The sequence below is a fragment of the Paenibacillus sp. P4_E11 genome, from assembly GCF_056401635.1.
Map to the genome: position 1 here is coordinate 1 of NZ_JBFUIX010000029.1, position 21,494 is coordinate 21,494.

Below are 21,494 nucleotides of genomic sequence, written 5' to 3' on the forward strand. Positions count from 1 at the left end.
GGCTGGTTTAGCGCAATATGGGACACTCCTTCGCCTATTCCGACCGCAAATCCAGAAGCGCTATACCCTATCGGGAAGGGGGTCTCGCGCATTTGTCGGATGGATGTCAATTCCGTTCCCGGACTCACAGTGGAAAAGCAAGTTTTTACAAGTACGTGCTCATTCTTCAGTTTGGGAATCGGTTGATCCTGCAGCGATACTATGCCATGCTGACTGACTACAACCTTCACGTCCAGCGTCCTCCTTCGTATAAGCAGCAATGAACTTTACTTGCCCTGGTCGGCAGCGATACTTTTCTCGAGTCGATCGGCCGCCTCACGAAGTGCAGTATTGATATCGGTCCCGCTTAAGATCGCTTCAAGAGCCGAGTAGCTTTCTTTATCAGCCTGGGTTTGATATTTCGACTTCAGCGCCGGTGCTGCGAACTTCTTAGGCAAAAATGCTTCGATGTTTCGTCCTTGCAACCAGGGGTCGCCATTGCCGAATTTTGCATTGATTTTCGGATCCTTCAATGCCGAGAAGCCTTGACTGGTTTGGACCATCCATGTCTGATAATCTTCGGAAGCCAAGTATTCAGCTACTTTGTATGCGGCATCCTTGTCCTTGCTCATCTTCGTAACGAAAGCGTAACGCGGATATGATTGAGGCCCGACACCCGGCTTGTCAGAATAGGTCGGGAGCTGTACAACCCCCCAGTTAATGGCGCCTGGTTCATTTTTTGGCGCACCGCTGAGCGAAGCATACATCGCTGCGTTCTTGTTCTTCCCGAATGCGTCTGTCTGGGAAGCTAAAGCATACTTGTTGTTCGGCAGTTCGTTGCCCGGAATTTGGAAAAATCTCGCCAAATTCTGTACCGCTTTTTTGAAGTCTTCATCGGCCATTTTCACCTTGTTCGTCTTCAAATCGACGAATTCCGCTGAGTATTGGTTCAAATAGAGCAGGTGCTGGAACGACATGACAAGACCTTTGTATTGTACTCCGCCGTCTTTGCGAGTCAGTGTCTTAGCAAGCTCATAAACTTGATCCCAAGTCATACCGTCCTTCGGATACGGCACACCGAATCTATCGAAGATATCCCGGTTGTACATTAAGCTTGCGGAATTGTTTCCGATTGGAAGCCCCCATATTCCGCCATCTGCCATCGCACGTTGAATGTCAATTGTTGACGGCTCGAATTTGGTCAAATCCGTATTGTTCTTTTTGATCAGCGGAGTAAGGTCGTACTGCAAATCATTCGGTGTTATAAAAATCGGAGTAAATGCGTCGGAGGTGATCACAATGTCCACTGGTGTTCCGGTTGCCACCAAGTTGGGTAAAGTTTTACTGTCCACCTGCATAATATACTTGATCGTGTATTTCGGAAATCGCTCGCGTATTTTGTTGCCGTACTGCTCATTAAATTTCTCCTCGGCGATATTGCTCGTCGTCAAATAGAGCGTGACCTCAGCCGATCTGTCCTCCACTTTCTCCTGCGATACTGCTACCCCTGATGCGCCATTGTCTGTAGTGTTTCCGCCGGAGCCTCCGCATGCAGCCGTTACAGTCAAGGCAGCAGCTGCAAGTAAGGTCAATAGTTTTTTTCCCATCTCATAAACCCTCCCTTACATAATCGTAAATCCCGTACGCTTTATCTAATTCATATCTAACTCATATTTATCGTAAATGAAACCGGATACATTGTCAATTTCAAATTCATATTTAATGCATACTTTTTTTCKAGAGAAGATGCAAGTTAAAACGAGTTGATGGATGCATGCGGAAGTAAGACAATTGTAGACCACGAAGAGGCGAATTATCACTTCGGGGGAAGCGTTAATTCGCCTGGTAGGAGCTTAATGCGAAGAATAACGAGCTTTATTTCGGATCGTCAAGATCTATTTGCGGCTGCCAATGCTTCTTCGATATTACGGCACATGGTATCCTTGTCGTGCAGTCCCGACCAATAGAGCTTCGCTTCATTCAAGACGAGGCTCAAATCGGTTGTTCTAAGCTTGAGGTCTGCAGACAAGCGAAAAGTCGGGATAATTTCCCGGTACAAATTAAACCGGGAAGGCCGGGTTAACAGTTCATCCTTGCCCTTCCACTCGGCTGCGATTTTATTCGCAGGGATGCTCATTGTTCTTCGGCGGATAAGCAATTGCGCATCCGAGGAAACGAGGAAATCGGCTAGAAGCTTGGCAGCCTCCTTTTCTTTCGATTTCCGGTTGACAGCAACTCCGATAACGATCATTAATGTTCTATTGTCTCCATTGAAGGGAACCGGGGCTACATCGAATGTAAAGTCTGCTTGCTTCAGATCGTTTAACCCCAAGTAAGTCGTCATAATGATGGACACTTTGCCTTGCAGGAACAACTGCTCCGCATCCGCATCGCTTGCGGAGAGCGTCGCCGGGAACACGTCCTTCATCCTGAGCAGCTCCTTGCCGATGTCCAGGCTGTCGATCAGCTTCGTACCGGACAAGTGATAATCACCATGCTCGTCCGGCTCGAAAGCCATTCCTCCTTGCAGCATAAATACCGGCCACCGATTGCGTGCCATCAGATGAAAATATAGTCCGTACCGTTCGTTTTCGATCGCAAGCTTCTCTGCGGCGCGGAACAAATCGGACCAAGACCACCCGCTGTCAGGCTCTGAAAGCCCGCACTCTGCAAAATGTTCCTGGTTGTAGCAAAGCACAAGCGGCGAAAAGATTAGCGGCCTGGCCTTCTGTATGCCGTTTGCCGTAAAGGGCTTGGCCAAAAACGGATACATACCCGGGTCGTTCTCCACCGGCTCCAGTCTGTCGGTCGCATTATGTTCAAGCATCGTCTGGAAGTTGTAATCATTGATCGTTACAATATCCAGCATGTCGGCTTCCATATACTCTGTGGAGAACTCATAGAAATTGTTCGTCGGTATACCCAATGTTTGAACTTGGATATGGGGATACCGCTTATGAAATTCCCCCAACAAATAATTCATGTCTAATTCAGCGGCAATCGTACTATGGCAGCCGAAGCGGATGATGGTCTTTCGGTCTACGGCAATCTGGACCACCCGGTTGCCCACTTTAGGAATTTTCTCTATCAGGCCTTCATGCACCAGAACGTCCAGCCCTTTGCGGACCGAGTTGTTGCTAAGCTGGAACTGCTTGCCCAGTTCAGCTTCTGAAGGCAGGAACTTGTCCCCTTCCAGCTTACCGGAGCGTATATCATTCCTCAATAGATGGACCATTTCATCCAGACGGATGCGAAACGTTGTACGACTTGGCTTTTCCGACATATCTGATACCCCTAACTTAGGTGACGAATTGGCATTTCCACTTGTAATTCATATCTAGATTATAAAAATCGAATCTCCTTATTGTCAAATACAATTGGATTACTCTCCCAGCTTCCGCTTCATCCGCAGGGAGTGCGGGGTGACAGTGTATGCAATCTCGCCTTGCAAATCCGTCCGCAGCGTCGTCACATCGGCAGTCCGGATGCGTTCCAGCACTTGTGGATTCGGATGACCGTAGGTGTTATTCGCACCTACAGAAATGACAACCTGCTTGGGCTGCCAATAAGCGAGCCATTCGGCAGCAGTTGAAGTCTTCGACCCATGGTGAGCGATTTTGAGCACATCGATCGGAACTGGCGTATCTGAGACGAAGTCGGCCAAGTCATACTCGCCTCGCCCCAGTCTTGCTAACATCTCTTTCTCCTGTGTCACTCCAATATCTCCAGTGAACAGAAACCGCGAATCGAACATCTTCATGAGCAAGACAAGCGATGCTCCGTTCTGTTCGTTGACGACGACTGGGCCTGCAGCCTCTTCATAATCCGGAGCTAATACCGCTAGCTCGGATTCGGCGTCCAGCACGATCGTGTCACCAACTCCCCCTCCCAAAAGCTGCACGCCACGTTGTCTAGCGGTTTCGAACAGCTTGCGTGTACTATCATTGCCTTTCCACGAATCATTGAACAACAAATGCTTCACCGGAATTTGTTCCAGCACCGCTTGTAAGCCGCCTATATGATCAGCATCTTGGTGACTGATGACGACGTAGTCGATTATGTGTATCCCTCGTTTTTTCAACAACGGCACGAGCAACTTGGCTCCGACTTCGTATGGATTCCTTCGCTCCTTCCATTCCTCCCCTGGCTTGCGGAACGAGATCGTTCCTCCCCCGTCAATAAGCATGGTACGCCCTTGTGGAGAGCGAATGAGGATCGCATCGCCTTGACCAACATCGATGAAGCTAATCGTCCCTGCTCGTCCAGAATTAAGGGGTTGATACGCATACGTCATGAGCACGATCATACATGCTGCAGCCGCTACTGCTCTCCAAAAGGTTCCGGTCCATTTCAAGTGCATACACGTCATGTACAATATCACCAATCCTGCAAAGTATGCCGCGATCCATAATAAAGACGGGGTTCGCCATATCATTTGTGTGAAATGGACGGAAGCCCCCGCCTCTACAACCCAGAACGTCATGCGGTTGCACAGATCCGCTAATCGCGCGATCCATCCTCCTGCTGGCAACCACACGAGCGATATTAGCAATGCGACCGAACCGAGCGGTAATGTAATGAAGCTGATGAATGGAACGAGCAGCAAGTTCGCGAACCAGGACAGCAGGGAGAAAGAGTTGAAGTAGTAGATCGAGATGGGAAAAGAAATAAGCTGCGCGACTGATGTGACAGCGATGGCAGATTTCAAGGCAGGTGAACGAATCGGCAGCAGGCTGGAAAATCTCGGCACCCCGACGATGAGCCCCGCTGTAACGATAAATGACAGTTGAAAGCTCACGTCGTACAAGTAATACGGCTCCCACAACAGCATGATCAACGCAACGGCACTCAGTATATGGAGACCATCCTTCAAGAGATTACGTCTCGCTGCGTACAAAGCTATCATCGCCATCAGTCCGGCACGGACGACAGAAGGAGAGCCGCCGGCTATCGCTGTATATAGAGGTACGATCACCATAGTAATGACCAACGTCTTCTCCCGGGTTAAGCCTAATAGCCGAAGCAAGCCCAGGCAGCCCGCAACGACAACAGCCACATGCAAACCCGAAATGGCCAACACGTGCGTTAATCCCAGCCTGGAGAACTGCTGGTAGCGATCCGGATCAAAGTGTTCTGTAATACCTAATACCAAGCTCTTCATATACCCCGCTTGTTCGGGATCGAACAGCAGATCGAAGCGTCCTCCGAGATATTCACGGAGGTCATCGTTCCAGCGAAGCACGGTTAAGGTCGACCATCCAGACTCGTTCGCCTTGCTGATCTTCTGGACAGAGCTAAGCCCCTTCACCGTCAGGATGCCATGGATATGGTGACGGTACAAGTAGCGGCGATAGTCGAATCCGCCGAAGTTGCGTGCAGGCTCCGGGGCTTTCAACGTACCGGTCAGCACAATACGGTCGCCTCTCCCCATGCTCGAGGCTTTTGCTTGGTCTGATTGCTCCAGCAAGCGGATTGAGACTTGCAACCGTTCTGAACGATTCGACACGATCGTACCAGCCACAGTTTCGATCCGCTCGGCCTGCACAGTCAACGACACCTTATCCCCATCCACCTCAACGGTGGAAATGATCGAACCTTCGAACCTCACTTCCGATCCGAATGCATGATGGGCAAGACTGGTCGAGTTACGATCATCGTAACCATGGAAGTAGCAAGCGGCAACGAGCAGCAACAACGCCGCATTCACATAACGGGTTCCGGGCGGCTTGAACACCCCGAGAATCGACCAAGCCAGCAGACAAACTACCCCAACTCTCCATCCCAGCCACGCAAACCCCGCATACTCAGCCACCACATATCCCGCAACCCACAGCACGGCAGCTTGTACGATTGGTCTGTTCCTCACGCTTACATCCTCCTATACAACGACAAAAAAACCTCTCCCGCCAATTCAGCGAGAGAGGTTCTTCCTCTCATGTAACGTATATTGCAGATTAATGGGTTACCGTCGCAATGCTACCACTCGGGGGTTCGTAATCCGCTAATTCGCGGAACACAATACCCTTCGTTTGCATCATCTTCGATACCTTGTCCTGATCCTTAGGATAAATACGGTGGTAGACAATCTCGACAATACCGCTATTCGCGAGCATATTCGCACATGTCCAGCACGGCTGGTCGGTCACATATACCGTGGAGCCTTCGCGGTCATCGCGATCGGTGAACAACAGTAAGTTTTGCTCGGCATGAATCGTTCGGATACATCTCTGCTTCTTGACCATCGTTTCCTGGCCATCCTGAAGCTTGACTTCGAACTCCTCAACAAGCATGCAGCCCTCCTCTGAGCAATCGGGCAACCCCATCGGAGCCCCGTTGTACGCAGTTCCGAGCAGCTTCTTGCCTTGCACGAGCACCGCCCCCACGTGTCTTCGCGAACACTGCGAACGAGTAGAAACCATATAGGCAATGTCCATGAAATACGTGTCCCAGTTTTTGCGCGGTGGATGGGTATTCACGCTTGTTGGCTCGACCGGATCGCTTGATCAAGATCGAATAAGATGTCATCGATCGCTTCGGTCCCTATGGACAGCCGGATCATTCCTGGCGATACCCCTGCCGATTCGAGCCCTGCTTCTTCAAGCTGGCTGTGTGTCGTGCTGGCTGGGTGAATAATGAGCGACTTGGAGTCACCTACATTCGCCAAGTGGGAGAACAGCTTGACGTTCTCGATTACTTTCTTCCCGGCAGCCAGACCGCCCTTGATCCCGAACGTTAGAATGGCACCATGACCATTGCTCAAGTACTTCTGTCCGAGCTTGTAGGAAGGATGGTCTTCCAATCCAACATAGTTCACCCATTCGACCGCTTCATGCTGCTTGAGGAAGGTGGCCGTCTTCAAGGCGTTGGAGCTGTGGCGCTCCATGCGCAGATGAAGGGTCTCCAACCCTTGCAACAACAGGAACGAGTTGAACGGCGAGATCGTCGCGCCGATATCTCTGGCAAGCTGCACGCGGGCTTTGATAATGTACGAGATCGGACCGAGTGCGTCCCAATATACTATACCATGGTAGCTCGGGTCCGGCTCTGTGAAGCCAGGGAACTTCCCGCTTTCTTTCCAATTGAACTTACCGCCGTCCACGATGACTCCACCGATCGAAGTACCATGACCGCCGATGAACTTCGTAGCCGAATGCACGACGATATCCGCACCGTGTTCAATTGGACGCATCAGATAAGGGCTAGGGAACGTATTGTCCACGATTAATGGGATTCCGTTCTCGTGCGCAATCGCAGCTACCGCCTCTACGTCCAGTACATCACCCTTCGGGTTGCCGATCGTTTCCGCGTACAATGCTTTCGTATTGGGAGTAATCGCTTTGCGGAAATTTTCCGGATCGCTTGAATCCACGAAGTGAACCTTGATGCCCATCTTAGGCAGCGTGATAGCGAACAGATTCGATGTTCCGCCATACAAGCTTGATGAGGAGACGATCTCGTCTCCAGCAGAAGCGATATTCAAGATCGAGTATGTAATCGCAGCTTGGCCTGAAGAAGTAGATAGCGCGCCAACCCCGCCTTCCAGAGCGGCGATCCGCTTCTCGAACACGTCAGATGTTGGGTTCATCAAGCGAGTATAGATGTTACCGAATTCCTTCAATGCGAATAAATTGGCTGCATGCTCAGCGTCCTTGAACGCGTACGATGTTGTCTGGTAAATAGGTACCGCGCGGGACATTGTAGTAGGATCGATTTCTTGACCTGCGTGAACAGCTAACGTATCAAGTGATAATTTGCGCTCTTCTGTCATAAATGATATTCCTCCCTATACGATTCTCTATAGTCTTCCTCACCATCTTCTCATATCTGCAACTAAATGAAAAGACTCGAACTCTCATTCCGTAACAATCTCATTTTTAATAGATTCGTACAATTTCTCTCCGATACCTTTCACCTTCCGAATGTCTTCCGGCTTGGCGAAAGCCCCTGTCTTCTCCCGATAATCTATAATGGCTTGCGCCTTGGCTGGCCCGATTCCGGGCAATCGATCCAACTCCACTAACGTCGCTTTATTCAGGTTCAACTTACCGGGAACAGCAGGCTTTGGTGAGGAAGGTAACGCGGATGACTTGGGTTGAGTGGGTTGAGCAGACTGAGTCGGTTTGACAGTATGTTTAGCAACAGGTTGAGCAGGTTGCGCTGTTGAGACATCTCCGTGGAACAAGGCTTGCAATTCGTCACCACGCTCCTGCCAGCCGTTCATCTCAGCAGGCGCCATCCAAGGCTTTGTGATGTACAACATTACAGTGATAATGACCAGGGCCATCCCGATCCCGCACCATACATTTTGTCTAGTAAAAACAGCTTTTCCCATAGCGCCCCTCCGCGAATTTGCTATTTTATAATTGGGTATCATTACATCCGGTATTGGCGCATATACATACAAGATAACCCCACAAAGTGACGAAAGCCTTCGAAGTTTATTCCTATTACTTTACGGGGACCCCGGGACTAAAGGCTTGGTCTGTCGATTTGTCAGGTACCACGGAAACGCGTAGGAGGGATTCATGTGAAGGTTGGATTCATCGGGACAGGCAGCATGGGAAGTATTCTCATTGAATCATGGATTCGTTCGGGAGCGCTGCAGCCTGACGACATTGTCGCAAGCAACCGGACTTTCAGTAAAGTAAAAATTCTCGCCAACCGTTATCCGGGGCTGAAAGCAGCGAGCTCCAACATCGAAGTAGCCAGCGAGAGCGACATCGTATTCCTATGCATGAAACCTGTGGAATATAAAAAAGTGTTAGATGAACTGAAAGGGCTGCTTGTTCCCAGCCAGATTGTAGTATCGATCACGAGCCCTGTTCTGATCAAGCATCTGGAACATTTATTGAATTGCAAAGTTGTTAAAATGATTCCAAGTATCACGAATTATGTATTGAGCGGCGCTATGTTGTGCATCTACGGGAAGCTCATATCACACGACGATAAGACCATGCTCAATCAGTTGTTCCGCGCCATCAGCACACCGGTGGAAGTGAAGGAAGATTATACAAGAATCAGTTCCGATCTGTCCAGCTGCGGACCCGCCTTCCTCTCCTACTTCCTGGAGAAGCTGATCGACGCCGCTGTTGAAGAAACCGGCATCCCACGCGAGGAAGCGAATCGTCTTACTTGCGAGATGTTGTTAGGCACTGGCAAGCTGTTAACGGAAGGTGGTTTCACTCCGGAGTCGTTGCGTGAACGCGTGTCGGTCCCCGGAGGTATAACCGAGGCGGCCATTATGCTGATGTCGACAGAACTCGATGGCATGTTCAACCGTCTTATTGGCATTACCCATGCCAAATATTATGAAGACGTGGAGAAGGTCGAGAATTTGTTCTATGGCAAGATCGTGGAATAGTTTTTTTCAAAAAGAAAGCTTACCTGCCCGGGAGAGGACGAAACGTCTCTTGTCCCTAAGGCAGGTAAGCTTATTTATTTCCCCACAAAGTGAAGTAAAGCTCCGATGAGTATTCCTATTACTTTGCGGGGGGCCCCGAAAACATCATTTCCCCACAAAGTGAAGAAAAGCTCCGAAGTTTATTCCGATTACCCAACGACCAGATTCACCAACTTGCCCTTAACGGCAATTACTTTGCGGACCGATCGGCCGGCAATCGCTTCTTGTACTTTCTCCAGCCCAAGTGCGATTTCTTGCATAGCCGCTTCATCGGTACCGCCCACGATCAGCACACGGTCAGCGATCTTCCCGTTCACTTGCACGACGATCTCGACTTCGTTGTCGACAGTCAACGCTTCGTCATAAGTCGGCCAAGCGGCGTAAGTGATCGACTCTTTGGCGCCAAGACGCTGCCACAGCTCTTCGGCCAAGTGCGGTGCAATCGGCGACAGCATCTGTGTGAACTGCTTGATTGCCGCGAGCGGAAGCTGCTCGGTCTTGTACGCTTCATTGACGAAGATCATGAGCTGGCTGATCGCCGTATTGAAGCGCAGAGCATCCATGTCTTCCGTAATTTTCTTGATCGTTCTGTGCCATGTTCGTTTGAACGCCTCGGAAGTGCCGGCTTCGTCCACCGTAATTTTCGGATTCAATCCGCCGTCTTCCGTTACAATCAAGCGCCATACCCGGCTCAAGAACCGGAAGCTGCCTTCCACACCGTTCGTATTCCAAGGCTTCGTCGCTTCCAACGGTCCCATGAACATCTCGTAGACACGCAGCGTATCTGCGCCGAACTCATTCACGATATCGTCCGGATTGACGACGTTGCCACGCGACTTGCTCATCTTCTCCATATTCTCGCCCAGAATCATACCCTGATTGACGAGCTTGTAGAACGGCTCCTTCGTATTCACGACCCCAATATCGTACAGCACCTTATGCCAGAAGCGGGCATACAGCAAGTGGAGCACCGCATGCTCAGCTCCGCCGATGTACAGATCGACCGGCAGCCATTCTTTCTGCAGCTCTGGCGAGCACAGCGCCTGATCGTTGTGCGGATCGATGAAGCGCAAGTAGTACCAGCAACTTCCCGCCCATTGCGGCATCGTGTTCGTCTCGCGGCGTGCAGGCTTCCCAGTCTCAGGATCGACCGTATTAACCCATTCGGTCACGTTGGCAAGCGGCGATTCACCCGTACCAGACGGACGAATCTCGTCCACTTCCGGCAGCAGCAGCGGCAGCTGGTCGTCCGGCACCGGCTTCATCGTGCCATCTTCCAGATGGAGAATCGGAATCGGTTCTCCCCAGTAGCGCTGGCGGCTGAACAGCCAATCTCTCAACCGGTATGTGATTTTGCCTTGACCTTTGCCATTCGACTCCAGCCATTCGATCATCTTAGCAATGGCTGCTTCATTGTTCAGGCCATCCAACAGCCCGGAGTTCACATGCTCTCCGTCACCCGCGTACGCTTCATTGGCAACGTCGCCGCCGCTCACGACTTCGATAATCGTCAGCTCGAACTGCTTGGCGAATTCCCAGTCGCGTTGGTCATGTCCCGGCACTGCCATAATGGCGCCTGTGCCGTATCCAGCCAACACATAATCAGCGATCCAGATCGGCACCTTGACGCCATTCACCGGATTAATCGCATAAGCTCCTGTGAATACGCCGGACTTATCCTTGGCCAGATCTGTGCGCTCCAGGTCGCTCTTCCGAGCCGCCTTGTCCTGGTATTCCTTCACAGCTGTAGCTTGTTCGGAAGTCGCTATGACCGACACCAATTCATGCTCCGGTGCCAGTACACAGTAAGTGGCACCGAACAGTGTATCAGGACGAGTCGTGAACACCGTCAATTGTTGTCCGGCGTGTCCTTCGATCGCGAAGTGAACCTCCGCCCCCTTGGACTTGCCGATCCAATTACGCTGCATATCCTTGATGCTCTCCGACCAGTCCAGCTCTTCCAGGTCATCCAGCAACCGCTCGGCATACTCGGTTATTTTCAACACCCATTGGCRCATTGGCTTGCGAACAACCGGATGGTTACCGCGTTCGCTCAGTCCATCGATAACCTCTTCATTGGCAAGAACAGTTCCAAGTGCGGGACACCAGTTTACCGGAACCTCCGCTACATAAGCGAGTCCGCGATTGTACAGCTGGATGAAGATCCATTGCGTCCACTTGTAGTAATCCGGATCCGTCGTACTCAGCTCGCGGTCCCAATCATAGGAGAAGCCAAGTGATTTGATCTGCCTGCGGAAGTTGTCAATGTTCACGAACGTAATGTCACGGGGATGCTTGCCTGTGTCCAGCGCATGCTGTTCAGCTGGTAAGCCGAACGCATCCCAACCCATGGGGTGCAGGACGTTGTAGCCGCGCATCCGCTTGAAGCGGGACACGATATCGGTAGCCGTATACCCTTCCGGATGGCCGACATGCAGGCCTGCACCAGAAGGATAGGGGAACATATCCAAGGCATAAAATTTCGGCTTGGACGAGTTCTCTTCTACCTTGAACGACTTGTTGACGTCCCAATACTGTTGCCATTTCGGTTCGATTTTCTGAGGAATGTATCCTTGTTCTCTTTCTTTCTGTTGATCGTGATCCGGTTGTGTCATGACGATTCTCGACTCCTTCAGTAACTTGTAACAAGCTTAATTAACAAAATAAAAACCCCACGCCTCTAGCATAACGCTAGGGACGAGAGGTTCTAGTTCCCGTGGTACCACCCTAGTTGGTTCAAGGCGTACTTCACCTTCAACCCACTCTAACCCCTTAACGCGGGGACACGATCCGGTTCAGCCGACTGCGAAACTGACGAATGTTGCTTCATCAATCCGGTGTCGGGTTTACCTTCTGGCTCCAAGGTGAGTTCGTTGTTCTCATCCGTCAGCTTGCACCAACCGCCGACTCTCTAGTGTGATGATAATCAACTACTACTCCTATTCGCTGCCTTCGCTAATCTTAATATTGGGACGGTTATTCCCAATAAAATCTTCTTGCTATTATACTGGTGGAACACGGTCGTTGTCAAGCAGATCGTAAGCACTTCAGAGATTTCGGCTTTATTTTCCAATTTTAAGCTAAGCAGTTCTAGCGATGTGAGTAATGACAAAAAAGTAAAAAGATCGAGCGTCTTTCTCCCGCGTCAACAATGTCTGCAGCATTTTTCGTACTCTCGAAAAGCTCTACACCGTCCAACCCGACTACGACAAGACCGCCAATCGTTCCTTGCTGAAACACGTGATTACGCCGCGCTTTCTGGATAATGTGCTGATGCGTTTGCTGCAGAACGCTAAGGTCGTATCTGACTAGAGATTCCCGAATCGCATCAATGAACGGCAGGCGGACACTGGGCAGCAACTTTTGAAACCGCCCGCACCGCAGCTATCCGATTAATTGGTTGAAACTTTCCATCGGTGTTCTACATCTTATTAAAAACTCCTTTCAAACCCATAATTCTCAGCTAAATTGCGACTTTTCGCTTACCTCTGTCTACCTCCGCTATCCCATGCTCCTACTGCATTATTCATACGTTAAAAATTTTCAGTCCCGAAAGTTCTGCTTGATTCATGACCTATGCAGTTCACGTCATTAACTGGCAATCCGGCACCACACTAAAAATGTACAGAAATATTTCCAATAAATACGCGAAAAACAACAAAATAACTTGACTTTTTGGAAGTTCCCCCATAATCGCGAAAGATACCTTTTTATAGGGTATATCTTCTAAATTATAGTGGTCTTACAATGTCAGCATTGCAAAAAACCGAAGTTTAAAGAACTGAATCACGGCGTATGTGCAGGAGCACCTATCCTGAAGAGCCTGTGGGATCGATTTGACTTCTCTCTGTTGCTAACCCAATCCGGCATCTTGAGACACAACGGAAAGCCGTCCTGGCTTATGTTTCAGCCTTGGAAGCTGGCTCAGTATACGTTAAACCGTTTTTTTACGAAAGGCTTCGTATGGTCGTCGTTTGGAAAAAAACGTGTTGAGCGCTTACAACAAGACACCTAGACTGCGCTTACCGATGGGACGTCGTCAATCTCGATGATACCCACAGCGCACATCCTTATGTCAAACTTCTTCCGTTTCTAGGCTGGCTTTATGACTCTTGCCTATGTCTGGGCGGGCAACGAATCTGGTCGTCCTGCAAGCGGATTGGAAAAGCGGACTGGAGTATCCGTTGTTCTACCGGATTTGGCACAAGCCCGAGACGAAAGGAGAAAGCCTTACCAAATTAGATTTGGCCAAGCAAATGCTGCTCATGCTGTGCGGATCCATTTCGTTCCGATTGTGGGAGGCGATGGATCGGTGGTATCTCTGCATATATTTCTTCTCGTTCCTGGAGGAGAACAACTTTGACTGGGTCACCAAGGCCAAGCGTAACACTGCATTGCTCCGCAAAATCATTGAACCTGACACAGCCGAGAACGTTTCGTGCCGCTGACTCCGGTCATGCTGATCCGTGAAGTCTTTAAAGAATTGACACGTCAAGTGACATCGGGCCTCAGTTCCATTTCTATTCCGGGGATCTATATGAAGCACCCTACACCACTGTTAATCGGAGAGGAAAGCAAGTGACCAAACAATAATACCTTCAGGTTGCTTGCTGTGTTGCTATGCGATTGAAGGAAGATGAGCACCCCGAATCGGATTCCGGTCAAGCTGAACAGGGCGAAGATCCTGCAACTTACAAAGGTGCTTATTTATTGATCAGCAATCGCTACGACGTTCCGAAAGAGGTAGTGCAATCCAATGGGAAGCGCTGGCGCATCGAAGTGTTCTTTCGAGCTGCCAAACAGGAATTAGTTTTTGAGAAATGCCATTCCGAATCCGAGGCGCATCACCATGCCCACTTCGAGCTATTATTTACCGTTGAAACCTTATTGGCAGTTGCGCTCTTTGAATTGAATAAAGAAACAACGAGTGATGATGAAGGCTACACCCACGGCAAAATGGTTCGCTGCCTCTTCCACACTCGTTGTCAGGTTCGCGTGAAAACCCACAAGAGCATCCAGCGAATCTCAATTGATTGTGCAGGTGCAGGAATTTGCAAGACTCATTGAACTTTTTTGGGCCGAAGCATAATCTAGCTTCTTTGGGCTGCGCCGAAACCGGGATTTTACCAAGGTTTACCTCGAACTACATAGGTCATGTAGTTTTTTGTCAGGATCCACTATCATCCAATTATCACCATTAATATTCAAGTCTTCATGGGTCTGTATAATAATCCAATCTAGAGAATCGTTAAAAATGTATAAATCTTGTGGGAGGAGTGATATGTTGGATACGATTGAATGAAAATTGCTTTCAAATACGTACTCTTTACCGATCGGAAGAAAATGAAAATCCCATTGTAAATATACTTTTCCCAGTTCAAGGTAACGGTTAAGTATATCATTTTTATCGTGGTAGACAATAGAATCTATAATGTTTTCTTTGAGCATGTCCCATAAAAAACATGCTTCTCCATTAAGATACATAGGGTAATACGGATGACTAGTATTTACAAATTTATTGATCAGACTTTCTCTTAATTTTATTGATGCTTCTCTATTAAGTCTTGTTGTGAATTGATCTATGCCCTTTAGCCAATTTTCTACTTCCAATTCAATTGTTTTATTTTTTTCATCGCTATCCATTGAACGATCACTCCATTGAACACAATGGCGCTATACAAGCGCCACTGTGATCCTATATTTAAGAGTTGTGGGTCAAACTCCTCTCCGATTGCTGCGGAGATTCATTCAAAATTTCGGATGAAAACAATGGGCGGCCATAAGGGTTCCACCTACATAAGTGGGATGGACATGAGGTAAATTATTAGGGTAACGGTTATCTACATTATGGGCTTGATGCGGAACCGGTATTCCTAGACCAGCCGAGTTTGCAACACTGTTCGCTAATACGAAAGAAATACTGAAAGTATCTGACCCCGTTTTTGCACGTTCTATAGCAGTGAATCCTGTTATCTGTTGGTTAATCTGTATTCCTCCTCCTTCGCCCCAATACCTCGTTGCTGCAAAATGCTCCCAGCCATTATTTCTAGCATCTCGAACTAAAGCAACGATATTAAGAGCAGTCACAACAATTGGAGCAAATTGTGAACCTTCATTTGATCCTATATTAGCTGGCAGCGCTGTTCGAGGTTGAGCCGTGATATATTCTAAGGCATATGAACTTATTACGTAAGCACCTGTAACTAACGCGATAAAGTCACCAACTGGAAGAGGACCATCAATGGCTGCAATGCCGCCTAAGGTAACAAGTCTTGCTGCAAGTGATGCTTCTGTATGAGAGATTCCAATAGACGCAAGTATAGAAATAGGACTGAATGTAGAGGCAACTGAACTATTTTCGAGATTGGTTGACGTGTTAGGAAGGTAACCATAAGTTTTCTGGTAATTATAGTACTCACTGGCAAGGGCGTCAATGCGCTTTAATTGCTCAGAGTCTGATGTAGACTGAGTAATTGATTTTTTATTGCTCAGTTCATTTTGGGCTGCGACAGCATCTTTATAGGACTTTCTGTTTTTAAATGATTCAAATTCTTCATTTGTTATTTTTTGCTTTGAACCAATATAACTTGAAAGCTCTGAGACATAGGTTTTTAGAGCAGGATTAATTTCAAATTCTTTGTCAGAAAAAGAGTTTAGGATATGGCCAGTTATATATTGAAAGCTGCGCAGCGTTTCAACCACTTAATAAGAAAGAAGTTATCACCATATAAAGGAAAATACCGCTTGTTTACTATATATTAACTTATGTTGGTATTTTTTTCAAGTACATCTATTGATTCTCAGAGATTCCGGCTTTTGTTCCCAGTTGAGAGATAAGCGAATTTGAAGGAAGGTTGATCGACAAAGATACAAAAACTTTCGACAACATACTCTCGACCGCTTCGTAATAAGTGCACTTTCAATACACGTAAGGCCTTAACTCCTTACGCCAAGATAAATGTCCACCTGTTCCGACAGTCGTCGACATGCCTCATTCTAGCAAAGGATGGAGGGGTTTATCCACGGCAACAGCTTGGATTCGTAACTCTTCGACGACCATACTCTGACTGATTCGCAGGTTCCGAAAGCCCTGGATGTGCCGGAATAGAAACAGTTGGAACAGGTTGAACTCAATTCCAATTATCGCAAGGATCGATTCAATCGCCCGCGGATGATGCACTGCAGCGGCGCAACGCGGCATCCCGTAAAAGACCGTTTCCGTTACCGTCTCTACAAACCGGACAAAGCGAATCGGTCGTCCCGACCCGTCATGTCAAATCCTTCCTCAATCATCCCAAGCTTGAATTTCGATGAGTCGACCTCGTTGATTCACTCGCTTGGCTCGGGGCACCTTGTCGCTTACGGTCCACTGTTTATCTGTCTTACGTTCCTTGTACAGCCCGAGTGCATCTATTACGACCTTCATTCGGGTACTCTTGATCCGGATCACCGCATCCATCCCGATTGATTCCACCACTTGAATAAAGGGCGTATTAGCAAATAGCGCATCCGCTACCACCACATCCGCAAAGTGATGGTACTCTTGATACAGCCGTCTCAGTAATCGCTTGCTTCCCGTCAGTTCTCCCTCATCCTTATTCGATTCATCTTGTTTGGGATGAAGAGCCTCCATCCCTAGCAGGATATGCGGGTCGCCTCCTACGCTCAAGCAACCCACTCCACGATGAAAGTAATGCGTGACGCCATCCTTCTCCCGCTTCAGACATTGCTCGCAACACTTTTTTGTGCTTTCAAAGAACTCCACGCCATCCAATCCAACAACTACGTAGCATCCAATAGTTCCCTGCTGGAAGACTTTGTTTCGTCGCGCCTTTTGTACGATACCTTGATGCACTTCATTGAGTACGCCAAGATCGTACGTACTCAGCGATTCCCAAATGGCGTCAATGAATGGAACCCGCGTCCCTTTCGGCAACAGCCTGTGAACCCGGCCTAACCGAAGCCAACCGTTTAACTGATTAAAGCTTTCCATGCGAAACAGAAATCCAAGCAGTAAGATGAGGAATACGGTCGAGGCCAGAATCTGTGGTTTTTTCCTTTCGTCCTTCGCCTGCTTGATCTTTTCCCCAATTCCATATACTGTTGAGACATAGGTGAGTAGTTGTCCAAGCCATGGTCTACCCACTGAAAACACCTCCTAGTTGCTTGCATACTAGGAGGTGTTCTACATCTTTTCGAAAATCCCTTTCAAATCCATTTTTTACAATGAAAATGCGAATCCTTATCTTCCACGTCTATACCCTCTAAACCCTTGCTTCCGCTCAGTTTATCCCACTTTCAAAAGTCACTCCCGAAAGTTCTGATTCACCATGAGTTGCATGAGTTGCATTGGGGCATGCGACAACCATTAGAACTGCATACTTAGATAGCTTAATGTGCCGAACTCATAGGAACGATGGAGAATCTCGGGCTTCCGGTCTGGATCACCGCTGCCCATCGCAATAAATAAGGGCACGAAGTGCTCAGGACGGGGAACGGCCATACGCGCATTCGGAGCTAACTCCATGACCTTGGACAGCGTCTCCTTATCTCCATTCTGTATATGCTTGATCAGCCACTCGTCGAAGTCATAAGCCCAGCTCTCAGGCGTCCCGAACCGATTGTTGAAATCAACACGTCGCAGATTGTGTACCGTAACTCCGCTGCCAATGATAAGAATATCCTGCGCATCAAGTCCGTGCAGCGCTTCGCCGATCCGAACCTGCTCTGCTATAGGAAGAAACGGATTGACCGATAGTTGCACCACAGGTATATCGGCTTCTGGGTACATGCGATGCAGCATCGTCCAAGAACCATGATCCAGCCCTCTCGTCTCATCCAAGTGGACTTGGATACCTGCAGCTGTGAACCGCTTAGCGGCTTCTGCTGCTAGAATACTGGAGCCCCTGGCCCTATACTTAATCGCATATAATTCAGGCGGAAACCCGCCAAAATCGTAGATCGTGTCGTAAATGTCATCATGCGAGGAGATTGAAAGTACTTCGCTTTCCCAATGTGCAGTGAAGATCACAATCGCCTTCGGCTTCACCTTACGACCGAATTCCTCGAGGAAACGTGTGTAGGGTGTCTGGTCGACAGCTGTCATCGGAGAACCGTGTGCTAGGAATACTGGAGGTATCATAATTGAAATTCGCTCCTTCAACTGTAATGTACTATATTATAATAAGTTAGTTACTATTTATTAGATCACCTTCTTACTATACTTCCCCAAGTTGGGAAAGTCAATCCTCGAAGTGTATTCCTATTGCGGGGACCCAAGAAAAAAGAGGGCCGCAGCATGAAGCTTGCAGACCCTCTTCGTATGCGATTATCCGCGTCCGTCCCATTCCCTCAAGAACTGCTCCAAGTAACGCTCCATAAACAGATGGCGCTCTTCCGCCAAGGCGCGACCTGCGGCCGTGTTAATCCGATCCTTCAGCCGCAGCAGCTTTTCGTAAAAATGGTTCACTGCTGTCTGATTATGCTCCTTGCGATACTCCGCCACGCTCATTGACTCCTGAGGAACGAGCGCGGGATCATGCATAGGATGCCCTTTGGTACCAGCGTACACGAACGTACGGGCAATACCGATCGCACCAAGTGCATCGAGCCTGTCTGCATCCTGCACCACTTGACCTTCCAATGTACGCATCGGCGGGTTGTTACCGCCGTTGTACGATACAGTAGAGATGATCTCCATGATGTGTTCTCTCACGCTCTCCTTCAGAAGTTGCCCATTCAGCCAATCCCGAACCTTCTGTTCCCCAGCTTCCTTCGAACTGTTCAGCTTCACGTCTCCTACATCATGCAGCAGCGCAGCGAGATTGCAGACGTAGCTGTCTGCGCCTTCAGCCTCGGCCAACCGTCTGGCTACAGCCGCCACCCGCTCAATGTGCGGCCAATCGTGCCCGGATCGGTCGCTATCGTGCACCGAGCGGGCGAACACTTCCGCGGCTTCTATTACTTTCAGCTGCTCATGGCTCAAGTCATTCATGCAGCTCCCCCTCCCACAGACTTCCCCACTTGTCACTTGATCGCAACGAAAAAAGCCCGCTCCGTCTTCTCGTCGGACGGCTGCAGCTTGAAGTCTGCATAACGCAGCACCTTGGAAAACCCGCAGCGGTATAGCTCTTGCTCCAGCCAATCCAGCTTGTATGCCCGCTGAACATGAAGCTCGTCGATCCGTCTATACACGTTCGAGTCTTCTTCCTTCACGAATATGGACAGATCGTGTTCAATCTCGCAGCGCTCCTCATCCAACTCGCATGTCCATATATAGGACACTGTCTCGTCCTTCAAGAGGAAAGGCTGCATCTCTGCATACGCTTTCAACTGCGCTTGGGTATGGACATCGAAGATGAAAGTACCACCTTCCACGAGGCCAGCATATGTTTGTTGGAACGCTTGACTGATCTGCTCCTGCTCGGTCAAGTAATTCATGCTATCGCAAAAGGAAATCACCGAATCTACGGGTCCCAGCAACTCCCATTCGCAGATATCTTGCTCCAGCCATAATAACTCCCCGCCCGGAGCGAAGGAGGAGCGTAACTTGATCTGCTCCTCCTTATCACGGGCAACGGCGAGCATATCGGCCGACAGATCGATCCCCGTAACCTTAAGTCCCGTCTGCGCCAAGGGAATTGCAATATTGCCGGTCCCGCAGCCCAGATCGACTACGGACTTCGGCTTGCCGTGCACTTCCCAGCATTGGCAGGCGAAGCGAATCCATTGCGGATACGGCATATCCTCCATCAACCGATCATATGTATACGCGAATTTCTCGTAAGCCACTCTGATTCACCTTCTATTCCGAAGCGTCTGAGGATGCGCCTGTTCCTGCGCTTGCTGCAGCCTTCGTGTCTATTGACGATTCAGCCTCGTCTCCGTCTACTGCCTTCAGCTTCGTCCAGCTGCCTTGCTGCTCCACCAGACCGTCTTTCATCAGCTTGCCTAACGCCCGCTTGAACGCGCCCTTGCTGATGCCGAACTTCGCCGTAATGATGTCTGATGGTGTCTCGTCGGAGTAGGGCATCGAGCCATTCGGCCGCTCCTGCATGTATGCCAGGATGCGATCCGCATCCTCCACTTGACCTACATGCTTCACCGCGCGCATGGACAGATTCACCCGGCCGTCCTCGCGGACGAAGGTTACACGGCACTTGACCTGCTCGCCAAGCCGCAACCCTCGGGTGCGCTCGTTCTCATGCACCATCCCGATCGCGCCGAAGCCGAGCACCCCGCCGTCGCACAGCACGAACGAGGCGGTCTTCAGCGTCTTGTAGACGCGCGCTTCGACCCACTCGTTGCGCCAAGTCGTCGGCGCGGCGAAAGCGAGCGGCGCGAGCTCCCGCTCGCCGGCCAGCTTCGCGGTCAGCCGGCCCTGCTTGTCGTGCGACAGCGTGACGTACACGCGGTCGCCCTTCTGCGGGCGCAGCTCCGCCCATTCGGGCAGCTCGCCCACGGGCAACAGCAGCTGGCGGCCGAGCCCCATCTCGAGGAAGCAGCCATAGCGGGCGTGTACGTCCGCGACTTCCAAGAGGGCGAGCTCGCCCAGCCGAATCAAGGGCTGCTTCATCGTAGCAGACAGACGGTCCTCCGTATCGTGATACAGGAATACTTCGACCGTATCACCTGGCTCTGGCCTGTTCTCTCCCACGATCTCACTATAGTGCAGCAGCACTTCGTTAACCCCGTCGGACAAGTAATACCCGTTCGGCGACACCTCACGAGCTACCTGCAGCTTGCGTACTGTTCCTGCTTCCAGCATCATGCGAACTCAACCACTTTCGCGTCCGACCATAGCCGTTCGATATTGTAATACTCGCGCTCATCGCGATGGAACACATGAATCACAACGTCACCCAGATCAATCAGCACCCAACGGCCTGAATCGAACCCTTCAATCCCGCGAATCGGTACACCGCGTTCATTCGCCAGCTTGCGAATTTCGGTTGTGATCGCTTGAACCTGAACGTCCGAATTCCCGTGGCAAATGACATAATAGTCCGCTACCAATGAAATCTTTTGCAAATCGAGCACGACCACATTCATCGCTTTCTTATCTTCAGCCGCCTGAACGGCCATATTCATTACGTCTCTTGGGTTTCTGCTCATC

19 protein-coding genes, 1 pseudogene and 1 other annotated feature are annotated in these 21,494 nt (G+C 49.6%); of the genes and pseudogenes, 3 read left to right on the top strand and 17 right to left on the bottom strand.

What is annotated here, in order from left to right:
• From AC1DWB_RS13375 to AC1DWB_RS13405, 7 genes and pseudogenes are all read right to left on the bottom strand, one after another.
• A pseudogene (locus AC1DWB_RS13375) lies at positions 1–230 on the bottom strand (zinc-dependent alcohol dehydrogenase); the annotation flags it as partial.
• 36 nt (positions 231–266) lie between these two features.
• The gene (locus AC1DWB_RS13380) at positions 267–1,586 is read right to left on the bottom strand and encodes an ABC transporter substrate-binding protein (RefSeq protein ID WP_477541569.1); all 1,320 of its coding nucleotides are present in this window, start codon (positions 1,584–1,586) and stop codon (positions 267–269) included.
• A gap of 281 nt (positions 1,587–1,867) precedes the next feature.
• Positions 1,868–3,262, bottom strand: a complete 1,395-nt coding sequence (locus tag AC1DWB_RS13385) for an extracellular solute-binding protein (RefSeq protein ID WP_477541570.1) — start codon at positions 3,260–3,262, stop codon at positions 1,868–1,870.
• A gap of 99 nt (positions 3,263–3,361) precedes the next feature.
• Positions 3,362–5,845: a DNA internalization-related competence protein ComEC/Rec2 gene (locus AC1DWB_RS13390; RefSeq protein WP_477541571.1), complete on the bottom strand. Its 2,484-nt coding sequence runs from the start codon at positions 5,843–5,845 to the stop codon at positions 3,362–3,364.
• Positions 5,846–5,933: 88 nt separating this feature from the next.
• Positions 5,934–6,455, bottom strand: a complete 522-nt coding sequence (locus AC1DWB_RS13395) for a deoxycytidylate deaminase (protein WP_477541572.1) — start codon at positions 6,453–6,455, stop codon at positions 5,934–5,936.
• Entirely contained in the window at positions 6,452–7,747 is a 1,296-nt protein-coding gene (locus AC1DWB_RS13400) for a homocysteine synthase (protein ID WP_477541573.1), read from the bottom strand. Before AC1DWB_RS13400 ends, AC1DWB_RS13395 begins: the two co-directional genes overlap by 4 nt.
• Positions 7,748–7,831: 84 nt before the next feature.
• Complete coding sequence (locus AC1DWB_RS13405; RefSeq protein ID WP_477541574.1) at positions 7,832–8,311, bottom strand: ComEA family DNA-binding protein; 480 nt, start codon at positions 8,309–8,311, stop codon at positions 7,832–7,834.
• A 195-nt stretch (positions 8,312–8,506) separates the two neighbouring features.
• Between AC1DWB_RS13405 and comER the strand changes: the two genes are divergently transcribed.
• Positions 8,507–9,340, top strand: a complete 834-nt coding sequence (gene comER, locus AC1DWB_RS13410; protein WP_477541575.1) for a late competence protein ComER — start codon at positions 8,507–8,509, stop codon at positions 9,338–9,340.
• Positions 9,341–9,528: 188 nt separating this feature from the next.
• Here the strand turns inward: comER and leuS are convergent, their stop codons facing one another.
• Both leuS and AC1DWB_RS13420 read right to left on the bottom strand, forming a co-directional pair.
• Positions 9,529–12,000 carry a leucine--tRNA ligase gene (gene leuS / locus AC1DWB_RS13415; RefSeq protein ID WP_477541622.1) on the bottom strand — a complete coding sequence of 824 codons (2,472 nt, stop codon included), beginning with the start codon at positions 11,998–12,000 and terminating at the stop codon, positions 9,529–9,531.
• A 69-nt stretch (positions 12,001–12,069) separates the two neighbouring features.
• Positions 12,070–12,335, bottom strand: a binding site (T-box leader).
• A 134-nt stretch (positions 12,336–12,469) separates the two neighbouring features.
• Positions 12,470–12,739 carry a hypothetical protein gene (locus tag AC1DWB_RS13420; RefSeq protein WP_477541576.1) on the bottom strand — a complete coding sequence of 90 codons (270 nt, stop codon included), beginning with the start codon at positions 12,737–12,739 and terminating at the stop codon, positions 12,470–12,472.
• A gap of 758 nt (positions 12,740–13,497) precedes the next feature.
• On the opposite strand from AC1DWB_RS13420, the gene AC1DWB_RS13425 reads away from it, so the two are divergent.
• Both AC1DWB_RS13425 and AC1DWB_RS13430 read left to right on the top strand, forming a co-directional pair.
• Complete coding sequence (locus tag AC1DWB_RS13425) at positions 13,498–13,827, top strand: hypothetical protein (protein WP_477541577.1); 330 nt, start codon at positions 13,498–13,500, stop codon at positions 13,825–13,827.
• A 172-nt stretch (positions 13,828–13,999) separates the two neighbouring features.
• Positions 14,000–14,446 (top strand): hypothetical protein, encoded by a 447-nt coding sequence (locus AC1DWB_RS13430; protein ID WP_477541578.1) that lies wholly within the window; start codon positions 14,000–14,002, stop codon positions 14,444–14,446.
• A gap of 66 nt (positions 14,447–14,512) precedes the next feature.
• Here the strand turns inward: AC1DWB_RS13430 and AC1DWB_RS13435 are convergent, their stop codons facing one another.
• The 8 genes from AC1DWB_RS13435 to rsfS all read right to left on the bottom strand — a co-directional run bounded on the left by AC1DWB_RS13435 (position 14,513) and on the right by rsfS (position 21,493).
• Positions 14,513–15,022: a hypothetical protein gene (locus AC1DWB_RS13435; protein ID WP_477541579.1), complete on the bottom strand. Its 510-nt coding sequence runs from the start codon at positions 15,020–15,022 to the stop codon at positions 14,513–14,515.
• A 105-nt stretch (positions 15,023–15,127) separates the two neighbouring features.
• Positions 15,128–16,081 (bottom strand): hypothetical protein, encoded by a 954-nt coding sequence (locus AC1DWB_RS13440; RefSeq protein ID WP_477541580.1) that lies wholly within the window; start codon positions 16,079–16,081, stop codon positions 15,128–15,130.
• Positions 16,082–16,664: 583 nt separating this feature from the next.
• The gene (locus tag AC1DWB_RS13445) at positions 16,665–17,525 is read right to left on the bottom strand and encodes a hypothetical protein (protein ID WP_477541581.1); all 861 of its coding nucleotides are present in this window, start codon (positions 17,523–17,525) and stop codon (positions 16,665–16,667) included.
• Positions 17,526–17,747: 222 nt separating this feature from the next.
• Positions 17,748–18,521, bottom strand: coding sequence for a dioxygenase family protein (locus AC1DWB_RS13450; protein ID WP_477541582.1), 774 nt, complete (start codon positions 18,519–18,521; stop codon positions 17,748–17,750).
• 186 nt (positions 18,522–18,707) lie between these two features.
• Positions 18,708–19,373, bottom strand: a complete 666-nt coding sequence (locus AC1DWB_RS13455) for an HD domain-containing protein (RefSeq protein ID WP_477541583.1) — start codon at positions 19,371–19,373, stop codon at positions 18,708–18,710.
• Positions 19,374–19,405: 32 nt separating this feature from the next.
• On the bottom strand, positions 19,406–20,170 hold the full coding sequence (locus AC1DWB_RS13460) for a class I SAM-dependent DNA methyltransferase (protein WP_477541584.1): 765 nt from the start codon (positions 20,168–20,170) through the stop codon (positions 19,406–19,408).
• A gap of 13 nt (positions 20,171–20,183) precedes the next feature.
• The gene (locus AC1DWB_RS13465) at positions 20,184–21,149 is read right to left on the bottom strand and encodes a CvfB family protein (RefSeq protein ID WP_477541585.1); all 966 of its coding nucleotides are present in this window, start codon (positions 21,147–21,149) and stop codon (positions 20,184–20,186) included.
• On the bottom strand, positions 21,146–21,493 hold the full coding sequence (gene rsfS / locus AC1DWB_RS13470) for a ribosome silencing factor (RefSeq protein ID WP_477541586.1): 348 nt from the start codon (positions 21,491–21,493) through the stop codon (positions 21,146–21,148). Before rsfS ends, AC1DWB_RS13465 begins: the two co-directional genes overlap by 4 nt.
• Position 21,494: the final 1 nt, after the last annotated feature.

What these genes read in the sequence shown, in the direction of transcription:
- AC1DWB_RS13380 (WP_477541569.1), bottom strand. Translation starts at nt 1,586, where the DNA reads ATGGGAAAAAAACTATTGACCTTACTTGCAGCTGCTGCCTTGACTGTA.
- AC1DWB_RS13385 (WP_477541570.1), bottom strand. Translation starts at nt 3,262, where the DNA reads ATGTCGGAAAAGCCAAGTCGTACAACGTTTCGCATCCGTCTGGATGAA.
- AC1DWB_RS13400 (WP_477541573.1), bottom strand. Translation starts at nt 7,747, where the DNA reads ATGACAGAAGAGCGCAAATTATCACTTGATACGTTAGCTGTTCACGCA.
- AC1DWB_RS13405 (WP_477541574.1), bottom strand. Translation starts at nt 8,311, where the DNA reads ATGGGAAAAGCTGTTTTTACTAGACAAAATGTATGGTGCGGGATCGGG.
- AC1DWB_RS13425 (WP_477541577.1), top strand. Translation starts at nt 13,498, where the DNA reads ATGTCTGGGCGGGCAACGAATCTGGTCGTCCTGCAAGCGGATTGGAAA.
- AC1DWB_RS13430 (WP_477541578.1), top strand. Translation starts at nt 14,000, where the DNA reads ATGCGATTGAAGGAAGATGAGCACCCCGAATCGGATTCCGGTCAAGCT.
- AC1DWB_RS13435 (WP_477541579.1), bottom strand. Translation starts at nt 15,022, where the DNA reads ATGGATAGCGATGAAAAAAATAAAACAATTGAATTGGAAGTAGAAAAT.
- AC1DWB_RS13450 (WP_477541582.1), bottom strand. Translation starts at nt 18,521, where the DNA reads ATGATACCTCCAGTATTCCTAGCACACGGTTCTCCGATGACAGCTGTC.
- AC1DWB_RS13455 (WP_477541583.1), bottom strand. Translation starts at nt 19,373, where the DNA reads ATGAATGACTTGAGCCATGAGCAGCTGAAAGTAATAGAAGCCGCGGAA.
- AC1DWB_RS13465 (WP_477541585.1), bottom strand. Translation starts at nt 21,149, where the DNA reads ATGATGCTGGAAGCAGGAACAGTACGCAAGCTGCAGGTAGCTCGTGAG.
- rsfS (WP_477541586.1), bottom strand. Translation starts at nt 21,493, where the DNA reads ATGAGCAGAAACCCAAGAGACGTAATGAATATGGCCGTTCAGGCGGCT.